Raw genomic sequence first — 12,911 nt, 5'->3', positions numbered from 1 at the left:
CGTCAGCGTCGGCGCCAGCAGCCGGTGAGGTGGTCATCGACGACTCCGGCCGACTGCATCAGCGCGTACGCGGTGGTCGGTCCGACGAAGCGGAGCCCGGCGGCCTTCAGCGCTCGCGCGAGCGCCGTCGACCCGGGCGTCGTCGCAGGGACGTCGGCGGCACGGACCACCCGGTCCTCGACGTCTGGATCGTGGAAGGACCACACGAGCTCGTCGAGCGCGCCCTCGCCTCTCTGCTCGAGGAGCGCGAGCACGGCCCGGGCGTTGTCCCGGGTGGCGATGATCTTCGCGCGGTTCCGGATGATGCCGCTGTCCTCCATCAGCCGCTCGACATCGGTGTCGTCGTACCGGGCGACCCGGGCCGGATCGAAGCCGTCGAAGGCCTCGCGGAACCTCGGCCGCTTGCGGAGGATCGTGATCCAGGAGAGGCCGGACTGGAACGCCTCGAGGGAGATCTTCTCGAACAGCAGACGATCTCCGTGCAGCGGGCTGCCCCATTCCTCGTCGTGGTAGCGGCGGTACTCCGGATCCGCGCCGCTCCAGGCGCAGCGGACCAGGCCGTCCTCTCCTTCCACGAGTCCGTCGGCCGTGCTCATCGGTGGGGGATCCCCTCGTGATCGAGAAGCCAGGCTTTCGTGGCGACGCCCTCGCCCGCGCTGAAGCCGGTGATCCGTCCGTCGCTCGCGAGGACGCGGTGGCAGCCCACGATGATCGGCACCGGGTTCGCACCGACCGCTCCGCCGATCGGCCGGCCCGCTCGGGGGCGACCGGCGGCCGTGCCCAGTGCGCCGTAGGAGGTGATCTCCCCGAAGCCCAGAGCCTGGAGCCGCTGCCAGATCTCGAGCTGGAAGGGCGTGCCGCGCAGAGCGACCGGCAGATCGAAAGAGCGGCGGGTCCCGTCGAAGTACTCGTCCAGCTGCTCGACGGCCCGCAGGAGTACCGGGAGGTCCGACTCCGGGAGGTGCTCGTGCGGGAGCAGACCGGCCTGCTCGATGGCGAGCGAGACGATCGCATCGCCGTCGCTGCCCACCTCGATGCGGCCGAGGGGGCTCGTCGTCCGTCGGACGTGAAGGGGAGTCGTTCTCATGCGTCGAGAGTATCCGCGGGACTCCCCACCGACCGGCGGGAATCGGACACCGGTGCAGAACTCGGCCGATCGGTCCCCGTGGAGGGATTCCTGGCCGGAGGGCGCCATCCGTGCGACTGCGATTCGGTGTCGATGGGATCTCTCCCTCCACAGGCGGCGGTCTCGAGATCCTTCCGATGATCCCGGAGGACCGTCGCTCCCGCCGGGTGCGGTGGTCGGCAGGATCGCAGCATGACCTCCTCAGCGCTCTTCCCCTACCCCGCTCCCGCCTCGCGTGTCCCGGCCTCTCCCGACGACGCCGCACTGTTCCATGCCGCTCACGGGTCCCGGCGGGGCGCGGCCGAGGCGAGCCTCGTGCTCGTCCCGTTCCGGGCCGGCGCGCCGAGCGGCTCGCTCCGCTTCGAGCTGTCGGGGGCGGATCCATCCCTGGTTGCGCGGGCCTGCCTCGGTGCGCTCGGGCGGTTCGGGCGGGTGCAGCGAGCACTCGCGCTGGTGCATCCCGGCGAGGCGGGTCCGGAGTCGTGCGAGGGACTCGTCGCCGCCCTCGAGGAGCGTGCGCGACGGCTCCCCGGCCTCGCCCTCCGCGTCGCCGTGCTCCCGTCGTCCGGCCGCGACGACGGGCTCGAGGCCGGCGACCGGGACGACCCGCGAGCGGTGGCCGCCGCGGTCGACCGTCTCCTCGACCGCCACCCGCGGGCCGAACTGCCCGACGTGCTGTTGCACGGCGTCGACGACCTCGTCCGGCGAGCTCTCACCGGTCCCGATCCCGAGGTCCGGCCTGCGGGCCTGGCTGCGCTCGTCGTGGCCGTGCAGCGCAGCCGCGGTGCGGACCGCGTGCTGCGGTCGGCGCGGAGCGGTGACCCCGGCGCTGCGGAAGCGCTCGCTCCGCTGCTCCGCCGTGCCGCCGTCGTCGCACCCGCGAGTGAGCGAGCCGGAGTGCTCGTCCTCCTCGCCCGGATCCTGGCCGGTGAGGGCCGTGCCGACGAGGCCGGACGGCTCGCCGACGAGGCCGTCGCTCTCGATCCGCACCACGCAGGTGCGCGCCGAGTCGCGGCCGCACTCGCCGCCGATCGGCGGGAGCGCGCCGCGTGAGGGCGCTAGAGCCGCGACCAGGCCTCGGTGAGAACGCTCCGGAGGATCTGCTCGATCTCGTCGAACTCGCGCGGGCCGATGGTGAGCGGCGGCGCGAGCTGGACGACGGGATCGCCGCGGTCGTCCGCCCGGCAGTACAGCCCCGCGTCGAAGAGCCCCTTCGAGAGGAATCCGCGCAGCAGCCGCTCCGACTCGTCCCCGTCGAACGTCTCCTTCGTCGCCTTGTCCTTCACCAGCTCGATGCCGAAGAAGTAGCCGTCGCCCCGGACGTCGCCGACGATCGGCAGGTCGAGCAGCTTCTCGAGCGTGGACCGGAAGACGGGCGAGTTCTCGCGCACGCGCTCGTTCAGGCCCTCCTCCTCGAAGATGTCGAGGTTCTCGAGCGCGACCGCGGCCGAGACGGGGTGGCCGCCGAAGGTGTAGCCGTGCGGGAAGACGACCTGACCGTGGCGGAAGGGCTCGTAGATCCGATCGCTGACGATCGTCGCGCCGATGGGGGAGTAGCCGCTGGTCATCCCCTTCGCGCAGGTGATCATGTCCGGCACGTAGCCGTACTCGTCGCAGGCGAACATGTGCCCGATGCGGCCGAACGCGCAGATCACCTCATCGGACACCAGCAGCACGTCGTGCTTGTCGCAGATCTCGCGGACCCTCTGGAAGTACCCGCGAGGGGGCGGGAAGCAGCCGCCCGAGTTCTGCACGGGCTCCAGGAACACGGCGGCCACCGTGTCCGGCCCCTCGAACTCGATCATCTCCTCAATGCGGTTCGCCGCCCACAGGCCGAACGCCTCCAGGTCGTCGCCGTGCTCGGGAGCCCGGTAGAAGTTGGTGTTGGGGACGCGGAAGCCGCCCGGCACCAGCGGCTCGAACATCGACTTCATCCCGGGGATGCCCGTGATCGCGAGCGCTCCCTGGGGAGTGCCGTGATACGCGACCGAGCGCGAGACGACCTTGTGCTTGCCCGGCTTGCCCTGCAGCTTCCAGTAGTGCTTGGCGAGCTTGAAAGCCGTCTCCACCGCCTCGCCGCCGCCGGTCGAGAAGAAGACCCGGTTGAGGTCGCCCGGCGCGTGGTCGGCGAGCCGGTCGGCCAGCTCGATCGCCGAGGGGGTCGCGTAGGACCAGAGCGGGAAGAAGGAGAGCTCGGACGCCTGCTTCGCCGCGGCCTCCGCCAGTCGGCGCCGCCCGTGTCCCGCATTGACGACGAAGAGGCCGGACAGGCCGTCGAAGTACTTGCGCCCGGTGCTGTCCCAGATGTGGTGTCCCTCGCCGCGAGTGATGATCGGCACGCCTGCGCCGGAGTCCATCGTCGACTGACGGGTGAAGTGCATCCAGAGGTGGTCCTTCGCCTTCTTCTGCAGGGAGGCGTCGTCGATCCCCCCTGGCGCGTCGGTCCCGCGGACGGGATCGCCCGACTCGAGACCGGAGGTCGAGAAGGCTGTCTCGGTGGTCATCTTTTACCGCGTTCCCCAGTTGTAGAACTGCTTGTGGAGCTTCAGATAGACGAAGGTCTCGGTCGAGAGCACGCCGGGAAGCGACCGGATCTCCTGGTTGAGCAGGGCGATCAGATCGTCATCGTTCTCGCACACGACCTCGGCGAGGATGTCGAAGGAGCCGGCCGTCAGCACGACGTAGTCGACGGCGGGGATGGAGGCGAGCCGGTCCGCGACGTCGCGGGTGTCGCCGGTGACGCGCACACCGATCATCGCCTGGCGGTAGAAGCCGAGCTGCATCGGATCCGTCACCGCGACGATCTGCATGACGCCCGACTCGGTGAGCTTCTGCACCCGCTGCCGGACGGCCGCCTCGCTCAGGCCCACGGCCTTGCCGATCTCGGCGTACGAGCGCCGACCGTCGGCCTGCAGCTGCTCGATGATCGCCTTCGACACCTCGTCGAGCTGGACAGGACGCTGAGAGGGTGGGCGAGTCGGGGCCATGCGGCGATTCTGGCAGTCCACGAGTGCCCGGGCAAGTGGATCCGCACGTCGGAGCTCGCTCCGGCATCGGATCCGGTGGTCGGAGCGTCGACCCGTCTGCGCGACGGACATCGGGCGACAGCGATGGCGGCCGGCTCGGCGGAGGGCCGTCAGCGACTACCATCGGGGGGCGGCAGGGCACCCCTGGAGCCGGCGGTCACGGGCCGACGGACCGGACGGCCGCGGGCCACGGGGATGCGAGGAGCAGCGATGACGCAGATCGGCCGCAGCCGCGCGTCCGTCACCGTCCCCGTCTCCGCCTGGAGCTCCGACGCGCCCTCGGCCGAAGTCACCCTCGGGTGGGCCGCGCGCACCGAGACCGGCCACGTGCGCAGCGCGAACGAGGACAGCTACCTCGCCAAGAGCCCGCTCTTCGCTGTCGCCGACGGGATGGGCGGGCACGCGGCAGGAGAGGTCGCCAGCGACGCGGTCGTGTCGCGCCTGTCCACCGCGGCGCTCGGCGCGACCGTCGGAGCGGAGGAGATCGACCGGGCGCTTCGGGAGGCGGTCGGGGACATCGCCCGGCAGTCGCACACGGCCGACGTCGGCACCGGGACCACGGTCACCGGGATCGCGCTCACGGTGGTCGGGGGAGAGCCCTACTGGTCCGTCTTCAACATCGGCGACTCGCGCGTGTACCTGAGCGTCGCCGGGACCCTCGTGCAGCTCACCGTGGACCACTCCATCGTCCAGGAGCTGGTCGACGCGGGCCTGATCTCCCGCGACGAGGCCGACGTGCATCCGCACAGCAACGTGATCACTCGCGCGGTCGGCTTCCACGAGGCGCCCGTCCCCGACTACCGGCTCGTGCCCGTCCTCGCCGGATCGCGTCTGCTGATCTGCTCGGACGGACTCACGAAGGAGCTGACCGATGCCGGCGTCGGCCACCTGCTCACCGGCACCGGCTCCGCTCAGGAGGCGGCCGACGCCCTGGTCGACGCCGCACTGGACAACGGCGGGCGCGACAACGTCACCGTGATCGTCGTCGACGTCCTCGCGGTCACCGGCGACGAGGAGGCCGGCGCACCGGTCTGACGAGCAGCGCTCCGGCACGGGACGGCCGCGGTGGCGGTGCCGCCGGACCGCCCGCACGCGCCGAACGGCCGTACGACGGTCCTGCGCCTGCCGGTTCGCGTCGGGTTCGGCCGGCTCGGGGCTCCCCGCGCCGGCGCTGGGTACGATGGTGAGCGGAAGGGCGTTCTCGGTGATCTGCAGCACGTGTGGCTCCAACCTCGCTCCCGGGGCGATCCTCTGCGGCGAGTGCGGTTCGTCGGTGGCGGCGCATGCCACGACGGGTGCGTCCCGCCCCTCGTCCTCCGGCGACACGACGGTCCTCGACCCGTCCCGCCGTGCCTGGCTGCCGGGCCTGGCCCCCGGCCGGCACCGGCGTCCCGCCCCCGGCGCACCGATGGCGCCGCCCTCGCAGGGGCTCGTGCGCCTCAGCTTCGCGACCGGGCAGCACGCGATCGTGACCGGCAACGGCCTGATCGGACGCCAGCCGCTCCCGGACCCCAACGAGACGTTCCGGCACATCCTCGCGATCCCGGATCCGTCGCGATCCCTCTCCAAGACCCACCTCGAGTTCGGCTTCGACGAGGGCGGGCTCTGGGTCAGGGACCGCTGGTCGGCCAACGGGTCCGTGCTGGTCGCACCGACCCAGGCGCCGCTCCCGCTCGAGGCCGGCCGCCGCTACCGCGCGAAGCTCGGCAGCCGGATCCTGCTCTCCTCGGTCGAGATGGCGGTCGAGCGCGTCGACGGGTCCGCCGGCGGCTCGGGACGCCCGCCCCTCACCCGCTGACGGCACGGCCTCCGGGGACCGAATCGGCGGTCGACACGGCCTCCGGGTGCGGAATTCGTGACGATCATGTTTCCGGATGAGCGTTCTCCTCCGTTCGCCGTGACAGGCGGATGAGCGCTGTGCCAGTATTTCCCCACGTTCGGCCCCCGAGGCACGAGCCCCGACGCAGTCAGGAGCCCCCGCCATGACCCGTCCCCTCCCGAGGGATCCCGTCCTCCGCCGGGCCGTCGCCGCGGCACGCTCGCACGAGCGCGAGCGCCGGGCGGTCCTCTCGCGTCGGGCGGTCCTCGGCGGGATCGGCCTCGGAGCGGGTGCCCTCGCCCTGGCCGCCTGCGCCCCGCAGACCCGTGCCGCTCCGACCGCCGCCGCCGACGGATCGGCCGGCGACCCGCGCCTGGTGTGGGACAACTGGCCCGCCTACATGGACGAGGACGACGACGGGAACCACCCCACGCTCCAGGGCTTCGAGGAGCAGACGGGCATCGCGGTGACCTACAACGTCGCCGTCGACGACAACAACTCGTACTACGGCAAGGTGAAGGATCAGCTCGCGCTCGGGCAGTACATCGGCGCCGACACGGTCTGCCTGACGGAGTGGATGGTCTCGCGCCTGGTGCGCCGCGGCTACGTGCAGGAGCTCGACCACGCGAACATCCCGAACATCGCCAACCTCACCCCCTCGCTGGCGAACCCCGACTTCGATCCGGGCCGCCGGCTCTCCCTCCCGTACCAGGCGGGGTTCTCGGGCATCTGCTGGAACAGGGAGAAGCTGCCGAAGGGCCTCTCGAGCATCGAGGATCTGTGGGATCCGTCGCTCCGCGGCCGCGTCGGCGTGCTGAGCGAGATGCGCGACACGATCGGGCTCATCATGCTCGCTCAGGGGACGGACATCGCCGGCTCCTGGGGCGACGACGAGTACATGAACGCGATCGACGTCTTCCGCGAGCAGGTCGACGCCGGACAGATCCGCAACATCAAGGGGAACGCGTACCTCAACGACCTGCAGAACGAGGACACCCTCGCAGCGATCTGCTGGTCCGGCGACATCACCCTGATCAACGCCGAGGCCGGCGACAAGTGGGAGTTCGCCTTCCCCGACTCGGGCGGCGCACTCTGGAACGACACCTTCGTGGTCCCGATGGGCTCCGAGCGCAAGGCCAACGCCGAAGCCCTGATGAATTACTACTACGAGCCCGAGGTCGCCGCCGAGGTGGCCGCCTGGGTCAACTACATCACCCCCGTGGATGGAGCGAAGGACGTCATGGAGAGCATCGATCCGGAGCTGGCCGAGAACCAGCTGATCTTCCCCGACGAGGACACGCTCGCGCAGGCGCACGTGTTCCGGACCCTGACCGCCGCGGAGGAGAAGGAGTACCAGGCCGAGTTCCAGAAGGTGCTCCTGGGCATCTGATGGCGATCGGGACCTTCGCCGAGAGCGGCGCCGACCTCCAGCTGGTCGGGATCAGCAAGCAGTACCCGGGCTTCACGGCCATCGACTCCCTGGACCTCACCATCCCGGCGGGCTCCTTCTTCGCCCTGCTGGGCCCCTCGGGCTGCGGCAAGACGACGACGCTGCGCCTGGTCGCCGGGCTCGAGGAGCCCTCCGCCGGCCGGATCCTCATCGGCGGGCGGGACGTCACCGAGACGAAGACGTACCAGCGGCCCGTCAACACCGTGTTCCAGTCGTACGCGCTGTTCCCGCACATGTCGATCCTCGAGAACGTCGCCTTCGGCCTGAAGCGGCGGAGGATCGCCGACCCCGTCGGCAAGGCGCACGAGGCGCTCCGCCTGGTCGAGCTCGACCACCTCGCCCAGCGCCGCCCCGCGCAGCTCTCCGGTGGTCAGCAGCAGCGGGTCGCCCTCGCGCGCGCCCTCGTCAACCGGCCCGCCCTGCTCCTGCTCGACGAGCCGCTCGGCGCCCTCGACCTCAAGCTCCGCCGGCAGATGCAGCTGGAGCTCAAGTCGATCCAGGAGGAGGTGGGCCTCACCTTCCTCCACGTCACGCACGACCAGGAGGAGGCCATGACGATGGCCGACACCGTCGCGGTGATGAACAAGGGCAGGATCGAGCAGATGGGCGCGCCGGAGGAGCTCTACGAGCTCCCGCGCACCGCGTTCGTCGCGAACTTCCTCGGCCAGTCCAACCTCTTCACGGGTGAGGTGGTCGGCAGCACCGACCGCGCACTCACCGTCGACGCGGGCGGGCACCGGATCGTCGTGCCTGTCGCCCGCTGCGCCCGCACGAGCGGGGAGATCACGGTCGGCGTCCGCCCCGAGAAGCTCCTGCTGCTGACGCAGGAGCCGCCGGCGGACTCCGGCCGGAACGTGCTCGGGCCCGGTCGCGTGGTCGACGTCTCCTTCAGCGGGGTCAGCACCCAGTACACGATCCGGATGCCGGGCCTGGGCCCGGTGGTCGTCTTCGCGCAGAACATGGTCTTCGGGCCGGTCGTCGGCGAGGGAGCGGAGGTGTGGGTCGGCTTCAGCACCGAGCACGGCTTCGGACTCGCGGACGAACCGGGCTCGGTCCCGCGCTTCGAGGCGGACGACTCCACCAGCGCCATCGCCGTGCAGCGCCGGGGGCTCCTGGCCGGTCGCAGCGGGGGAGCGTAGGCATGGCCTTCGCCGCCTTCGCCACGGGGCAGGCGGATCCTCAGGACGCTCCGGTCCGCCGGCGGTCGACGATCGCGCTGGTCCTGCTGCTGCCGGGCATCGCCTACATGCTGCTGTTCTTCCTGGCACCGCTGATCTCGCTCGTGCTCACCTCGTTCCAGGCCGAGGTGCCGGACGGGGACATCGGCGAGTACGCCCCCGGGTTCGCCTGGCAGAACTACCTCGTGGTGATGGGCGACTACTGGCCGCACGTGCTCCGCTCCTTCGGCTACGCGCTGATCGCGACGGTGCTCGCGCTGGTGATCAGCTACCCGCTGGCCTACTTCATCGGAGTGAAGGCGCGGCCCTGGCCGCTGCTGCAGAACCTGCTCCTCACGCTGGTGATCGCGCCCTTCTTCATCAGCTTCCTGCTCCGGACGCTGGCGTGGAAGCAGATCCTCGCGGACGAGAGCCCGCTCGTGCAGGCGCTCAAGGCCGTGGCGGTCCTGCCGAGCGACGGCCACCTCACGGGGACGCCGATCGCCGTGATCTTCGGCATCACCTACAACTTCATCCCGTTCATGACGCTGCCGCTGTACACGACGCTCGAGCGCCTCGACGTGCGCTTCCTGGAGGCGGGGTCGGATCTCTACGCGCACCCCGCCTCCGTGTTCTGGAGCGTGACGGTCCCCCTGTCGATGCCGGGCATCGTCTCGGGCACGCTGCTGACGTTCATCCCCGCGGCGGGCGACTACATCAACGCGAGCCGGGACTTCCTCGGCTCGTCGCAGACCTCGATGGTGGGCAACGCGATCGAGGCGAACTTCCTCACGCTCGAGAACTACCCGGCGGCCGCCGCGCTCTCGATCGTGCTGATGGCCGTGATCCTGGTCATCGTCGGCTTCTACGTGAAGCGCAGTGGAACGGAGGACCTCCTGTGACCGCGACGGCCGACCGTCCGCTCGCGAGCGCCCAGGAGGCGCTCGGCGCGCCGCCCCCCGCCCCGGTCCGGGGCCGCCGCCGCTTCCGCGGCCTCGGGCTCGGCGTCTACACGGCGCTGGCGCTGCTCTTCCTGCTCATCCCGATCGGGTACACCTTCGTCTTCTCCTTCAACGACTCGGGGAAGAGCAACCTCGCCTGGCGCGGTTTCACCCTCGACAAGTGGGTGTCGGCCTGGACCAGTGAAGAGGTGATGACCGCCTTCGGGAACAGCCTGCTGGTCGGTGTGATCGCCACCGTGCTGGCCACTGCGCTCGGCACCATGATCGCGATCGCGCTCGTGCGGTTCCGCTTCCGGTTCCGGTCGGCGATCAGCCTGCTGCTGTTCCTCCCCATGGCGACTCCGGAGGTGGTGCTCGGAGCCGGCCTCGCCGCCCAGTTCCTCAGCGTGGGCGCCGAGAAGGGGCTGGTCACGATCGTGCTGGCGCACACGATGTTCTGCATCAGCTTCGTCGTGGTCACCGTGAAGGCGCGGGTGGCGAGCCTGGACCCGAAGCTGGAAGAGGCGGGACGCGACCTCTACGCGTCGCCGAACCAGGTCTTCTGGCGGATCACCTTCCCGCTGCTGCTGCCCGGCATCCTCGCCGCGGCGCTGCTCTCGTTCGCGCTGAGCTTCGACGACTTCATCATCACGAACTTCAACTCCGGATCGGTCACCACGTTCCCGAAGTACATCTACATCGCGGCGGCGCGCGGCATCCCGGCGGAGGCGAACGTCATCGCGTCGGCGGTGTTCGTCCTGGCGATCCTCGTGGTGGTGATCACGCAGGTCTCCGCGGCGGCCCGGGCGAAGCGCCTCGCGCGCGAGCAGTAGCTCAGGGCGTGCCGGGAGGTGCGGTCAGACGTAGGAGGCACGGATCGCGCCGACCGGGCGGCCGCCGCCCGACACGACCGGGTTCAGCCGCACCAGCACGTCGTTCGCCGCGGTCCGGTCCACCGCGTCCGCCTCGACCAGGAGCTTCAGCGCGACCACTGTCGCGGCGCGGAGGCTCCCGTCGAGGATCTTCAGGGCGACGGTGGTGCCGTCGGGCGAGGCCATCACGAGCACGCCCTCGGCGCCGAGCTTGGCGACCAGGCCCAGGCGCTCGATCACGACGGTGTTGTCCCGGCCCGGGCCGTCGATCGCCCACGCGTTCTCGAGGATCGCGGCCGTGAGGACGCCGGCCTGGCGGTAGAGGCCGAACGGTGAGGCGGGGGAGGAGGACACGATCCGCGAGACGCCCTTCGCCAGCGCGGTCAGAGGAAGGGCGTGCACGGGAGCTCCGCAGCCGTCGATCCCCGAGGCCACGACGCGCTCGCCGGTGAGGCGCTCGATCGTGTCGACGATGTGCTGCTGCAGCGGGTGCGTCCGCTCGAGGTAGTCCTCGGTGCTCCAGCCGTTCTGCACGCAGGCCAGCAGCATCGCCGCGTGCTTGCCCGAGCAGTTCATGTAGAGCGGGTCCGGAGTCGCGCCCGCCCGCAGCAGCTGAGCGCGGGTCCCGGAGTCGCCGGGCCAGTCGGCCGGGCACTGCAGGGCGGTGTGGTCCAGGCCGGCGCGGAAGAGCAGGTTCTGCACCAGCGCCACGTGCTGGGGGATGCCGGCGTGGCTCGCGGTGGCGATGACCGCCTCCGCGCCGTTCAGCTCGACTCCGGCGGTCATCACCGCGAGGGCCTGGAACGGCTTGAGGCAGGAGCGGGGGAAGACGGGAGCCGTCGGGGTGCCGAGGCTGCGGGCGACGCGGCCCTCGGAGTCGAGGAGGACGGCGGAGCCGGCGTGGCGCGACTCGACGAACCCGGATCGCTCGACGACGGCCAGCTCGACGGACTCGGCGACGGTGAAGGTTCCTGCTGGCATCCCCCCATCCTGCCCGATGCGCCGACCGGTCCCGCGCTCCCGGAGACGCCGAAGGCCACCGGGGAGCGCCTCGGCGCCCGCGGTGGCCTTCGGAGGATCGCGCTTAGAGGGTGGCGAACGCGTCAGCGATGACCGACACGGCGTCGTCGAGCAGCTCGTCGGTGAGGGCGAGGCTCGGCAGGAAGCGGACCACGTTGCCGTAGGTGCCGGCGCTCAGCACGAGGACCCCGTGCTGGGCGGCGTAGTCGATGATCGCCTGGACCGCGACGGCGTTCGGCTCCTTCGTGGTGCCGGCGGTGCCGGGCTGCACGAGCTCCATCGCCATCATCGCGCCGATGCCGCGGACGTCGCCGATGATGTCGTAGCGCTCCTGCAGGCCTCGCAGCGCCGCGCCCAGGCGTGCGCCGATCCGGTCGGCCTCGGCGAGGAGGCCCTCGCGCTCGATGCGCTCGAAGACCGCGACGGCGGCGGCGGCGGCGACGGGGTTCCCGCCGAAGGTGCCGCCCAGTCCGCCGGCCTGCGCCGAGTCCATGATCTCGGCGCGGCCCGTCACGCCCGCGAGCGGCAGGCCGCCGGCGATGCCCTTGGCCGAGAGGACGAGGTCGGGGACGAGGCCGAGGTGCTCGCTGGCGAACCAGGCGCCGGTGCGGGCCATGCCCGACTGGATCTCGTCGGCGACGAAGACGATGCCGTTGGCCGTGCACCACTCCTGCAGTGCCGGGAGGAAGCCGTCGGCGGGGACCATGAAGCCGCCCTCGCCCTGGATGGGCTCGGCGACGAGGCAGGCCAGGGCGGACGCGCCGACGGTCTTCTCGAGGTACGAGATCGCGCGCTGGGCGGCCTCGGCTCCCGACAGGCCGTCGTGGTACGGGTACGAGCTCGGCGCACGGTGGACGTCGCTGGCGAAGGGTCCGAAGCCCAGGCCGTAGGGCAGCGCCTTGAAGTTCATGGCCATCGTGAGGTTCGTGCGTCCGTGGTACGCGTGGTCGAGCACCGCGACGCCGGGGCGGCCGGTGTGCTTGCGCGCGATCTTGACGGCGTTCTCGACCGCCTCGGCACCGGAGTTGACCAGGACGGTCTTCTTGGCGAAGTCGCCGGGGGTGTGCTGGGCCAGCAGCTCCGCGACGCGGATGTAGGGCTCGTACGGAGTGACGGTGAAGAGGGTGTGCGTGAGGCGCGCGAGCTGCTCCGCGGCGGCCGCGACGACGGAGTCGTCGGTGTGCCCGATCGTCGTGACGCCGATGCCGGCTCCGAGGTCGATGAAGCTGTTGCCGTCGACGTCGACCAGGATCGCGCCGTGCGCGCGGTCGATGTAGACGGGGAGCGCGGTGCCGACGCCGGTGGGCACGACGGCGAGGCGGCGCTCGTGCAGGGCCCGGGATCGCGGCCCGGGGATCTCGGTCGCGACGCGCCGCTCCTGGGGGACTGCGGACGTGGGAACCTGGGGGGCGAGCGTGTCTGTCATGGTCCTCGGAGTCTACCCGCGGGGGTTCCGCGTCCAGAGGTCCAGACCGGCGCGACCGGCCTGATCCACCGCCG

13 protein-coding genes are annotated in these 12,911 nt (G+C 71.2%); 7 read left to right on the top strand and 6 right to left on the bottom strand.

The features are described from left to right. Positions 1-2 precede the first annotated feature (2 nt). Together C5C49_RS09960 and C5C49_RS09955 are read right to left on the bottom strand one after the other, a co-directional pair. A complete protein-coding gene (locus C5C49_RS09960) occupies positions 3-596 on the bottom strand; it encodes a DNA-3-methyladenine glycosylase I (protein ID WP_104346073.1) in 594 nt (197 codons plus the stop codon). Continuing rightward, positions 593-1,087 (bottom strand): methylated-DNA--[protein]-cysteine S-methyltransferase, encoded by a 495-nt coding sequence (locus tag C5C49_RS09955; RefSeq protein ID WP_104223029.1) that lies wholly within the window; start codon positions 1,085-1,087, stop codon positions 593-595. Before C5C49_RS09955 ends, C5C49_RS09960 begins: the two co-directional genes overlap by 4 nt. A 231-nt stretch (positions 1,088-1,318) precedes the next feature. Between C5C49_RS09955 and C5C49_RS09950 the strand changes: the two genes are divergently transcribed. Continuing rightward, on the top strand, positions 1,319-2,179 hold the full coding sequence (locus tag C5C49_RS09950) for a hypothetical protein (RefSeq protein WP_104346072.1): 861 nt from the start codon (positions 1,319-1,321) through the stop codon (positions 2,177-2,179). 5 nt (positions 2,180-2,184) lie between these two features. On the opposite strand, the gene C5C49_RS09945 is transcribed toward C5C49_RS09950, so the two are convergent. Together C5C49_RS09945 and C5C49_RS09940 are read right to left on the bottom strand one after the other, a co-directional pair. Then, positions 2,185-3,630 carry an aspartate aminotransferase family protein gene (locus C5C49_RS09945; protein ID WP_104346071.1) on the bottom strand — a complete coding sequence of 482 codons (1,446 nt, stop codon included), beginning with the start codon at positions 3,628-3,630 and terminating at the stop codon, positions 2,185-2,187. A 3-nt stretch (positions 3,631-3,633) separates the two neighbouring features. Further along, positions 3,634-4,113: an Lrp/AsnC family transcriptional regulator gene (locus C5C49_RS09940; protein ID WP_104346070.1), complete on the bottom strand. Its 480-nt coding sequence runs from the start codon at positions 4,111-4,113 to the stop codon at positions 3,634-3,636. A 249-nt stretch (positions 4,114-4,362) separates the two neighbouring features. On the opposite strand from C5C49_RS09940, the gene C5C49_RS09935 reads away from it, so the two are divergent. The 6 genes from C5C49_RS09935 (at position 4,363) to C5C49_RS09910 (ending at position 10,352) form a co-directional block, all read left to right on the top strand. Beyond that, the gene (locus C5C49_RS09935; protein ID WP_104272666.1) at positions 4,363-5,187 is read left to right on the top strand and encodes a PP2C family serine/threonine-protein phosphatase; all 825 of its coding nucleotides are present in this window, start codon (positions 4,363-4,365) and stop codon (positions 5,185-5,187) included. A gap of 238 nt (positions 5,188-5,425) precedes the next feature. Next, positions 5,426-5,950, top strand: a complete 525-nt coding sequence (locus tag C5C49_RS09930; RefSeq protein WP_104223034.1) for a hypothetical protein — start codon at positions 5,426-5,428, stop codon at positions 5,948-5,950. A gap of 184 nt (positions 5,951-6,134) precedes the next feature. Then, on the top strand, positions 6,135-7,361 hold the full coding sequence (locus C5C49_RS09925; RefSeq protein ID WP_104223035.1) for a PotD/PotF family extracellular solute-binding protein: 1,227 nt from the start codon (positions 6,135-6,137) through the stop codon (positions 7,359-7,361). Further along, positions 7,361-8,560, top strand: coding sequence for an ABC transporter ATP-binding protein (locus tag C5C49_RS09920; RefSeq protein WP_104223036.1), 1,200 nt, complete (start codon positions 7,361-7,363; stop codon positions 8,558-8,560). Before C5C49_RS09925 ends, C5C49_RS09920 begins: the two co-directional genes overlap by 1 nt. A 2-nt stretch (positions 8,561-8,562) precedes the next feature. After that, positions 8,563-9,480 carry an ABC transporter permease gene (locus C5C49_RS09915; protein WP_104223037.1) on the top strand — a complete coding sequence of 306 codons (918 nt, stop codon included), beginning with the start codon at positions 8,563-8,565 and terminating at the stop codon, positions 9,478-9,480. A gap of 116 nt (positions 9,481-9,596) precedes the next feature. Continuing rightward, positions 9,597-10,352 carry an ABC transporter permease gene (locus C5C49_RS09910; RefSeq protein ID WP_258060352.1) on the top strand — a complete coding sequence of 252 codons (756 nt, stop codon included), beginning with the start codon at positions 9,597-9,599 and terminating at the stop codon, positions 10,350-10,352. A gap of 24 nt (positions 10,353-10,376) precedes the next feature. Here the strand turns inward: C5C49_RS09910 and C5C49_RS09905 are convergent, their stop codons facing one another. After that, positions 10,377-11,372, bottom strand: coding sequence for an asparaginase (locus tag C5C49_RS09905; RefSeq protein ID WP_104223039.1), 996 nt, complete (start codon positions 11,370-11,372; stop codon positions 10,377-10,379). 103 nt (positions 11,373-11,475) lie between these two features. Then, positions 11,476-12,837 (bottom strand): 4-aminobutyrate--2-oxoglutarate transaminase, encoded by a 1,362-nt coding sequence (gabT, locus tag C5C49_RS09900; protein ID WP_104223040.1) that lies wholly within the window; start codon positions 12,835-12,837, stop codon positions 11,476-11,478. Positions 12,838-12,911: the final 74 nt, after the last annotated feature.

Origin of the sequence: Rathayibacter sp. AY1E2 (assembly GCF_002932325.1) — a bacterium.
GTDB lineage: Bacteria > Actinomycetota > Actinomycetes > Actinomycetales > Microbacteriaceae > Rathayibacter.
This window is presented reverse-complemented; position numbering and strand designations above follow the sequence as displayed.

What these genes read in the sequence shown, in the direction of transcription:
- C5C49_RS09940 (WP_104346070.1), bottom strand. Translation starts at nt 4,113, where the DNA reads ATGGCCCCGACTCGCCCACCCTCTCAGCGTCCTGTCCAGCTCGACGAG.
- C5C49_RS09915 (WP_104223037.1), top strand. Translation starts at nt 8,563, where the DNA reads ATGGCCTTCGCCGCCTTCGCCACGGGGCAGGCGGATCCTCAGGACGCT.
- C5C49_RS09945 (WP_104346071.1), bottom strand. Translation starts at nt 3,630, where the DNA reads ATGACCACCGAGACAGCCTTCTCGACCTCCGGTCTCGAGTCGGGCGAT.
- C5C49_RS09960 (WP_104346073.1), bottom strand. Translation starts at nt 596, where the DNA reads ATGAGCACGGCCGACGGACTCGTGGAAGGAGAGGACGGCCTGGTCCGC.
- C5C49_RS09905 (WP_104223039.1), bottom strand. Translation starts at nt 11,372, where the DNA reads ATGCCAGCAGGAACCTTCACCGTCGCCGAGTCCGTCGAGCTGGCCGTC.
- C5C49_RS09950 (WP_104346072.1), top strand. Translation starts at nt 1,319, where the DNA reads ATGACCTCCTCAGCGCTCTTCCCCTACCCCGCTCCCGCCTCGCGTGTC.
- C5C49_RS09935 (WP_104272666.1), top strand. Translation starts at nt 4,363, where the DNA reads ATGACGCAGATCGGCCGCAGCCGCGCGTCCGTCACCGTCCCCGTCTCC.
- gabT (WP_104223040.1), bottom strand. Translation starts at nt 12,837, where the DNA reads ATGACAGACACGCTCGCCCCCCAGGTTCCCACGTCCGCAGTCCCCCAG.
- C5C49_RS09955 (WP_104223029.1), bottom strand. Translation starts at nt 1,087, where the DNA reads ATGAGAACGACTCCCCTTCACGTCCGACGGACGACGAGCCCCCTCGGC.
- C5C49_RS09920 (WP_104223036.1), top strand. Translation starts at nt 7,361, where the DNA reads ATGGCGATCGGGACCTTCGCCGAGAGCGGCGCCGACCTCCAGCTGGTC.
- C5C49_RS09925 (WP_104223035.1), top strand. Translation starts at nt 6,135, where the DNA reads ATGACCCGTCCCCTCCCGAGGGATCCCGTCCTCCGCCGGGCCGTCGCC.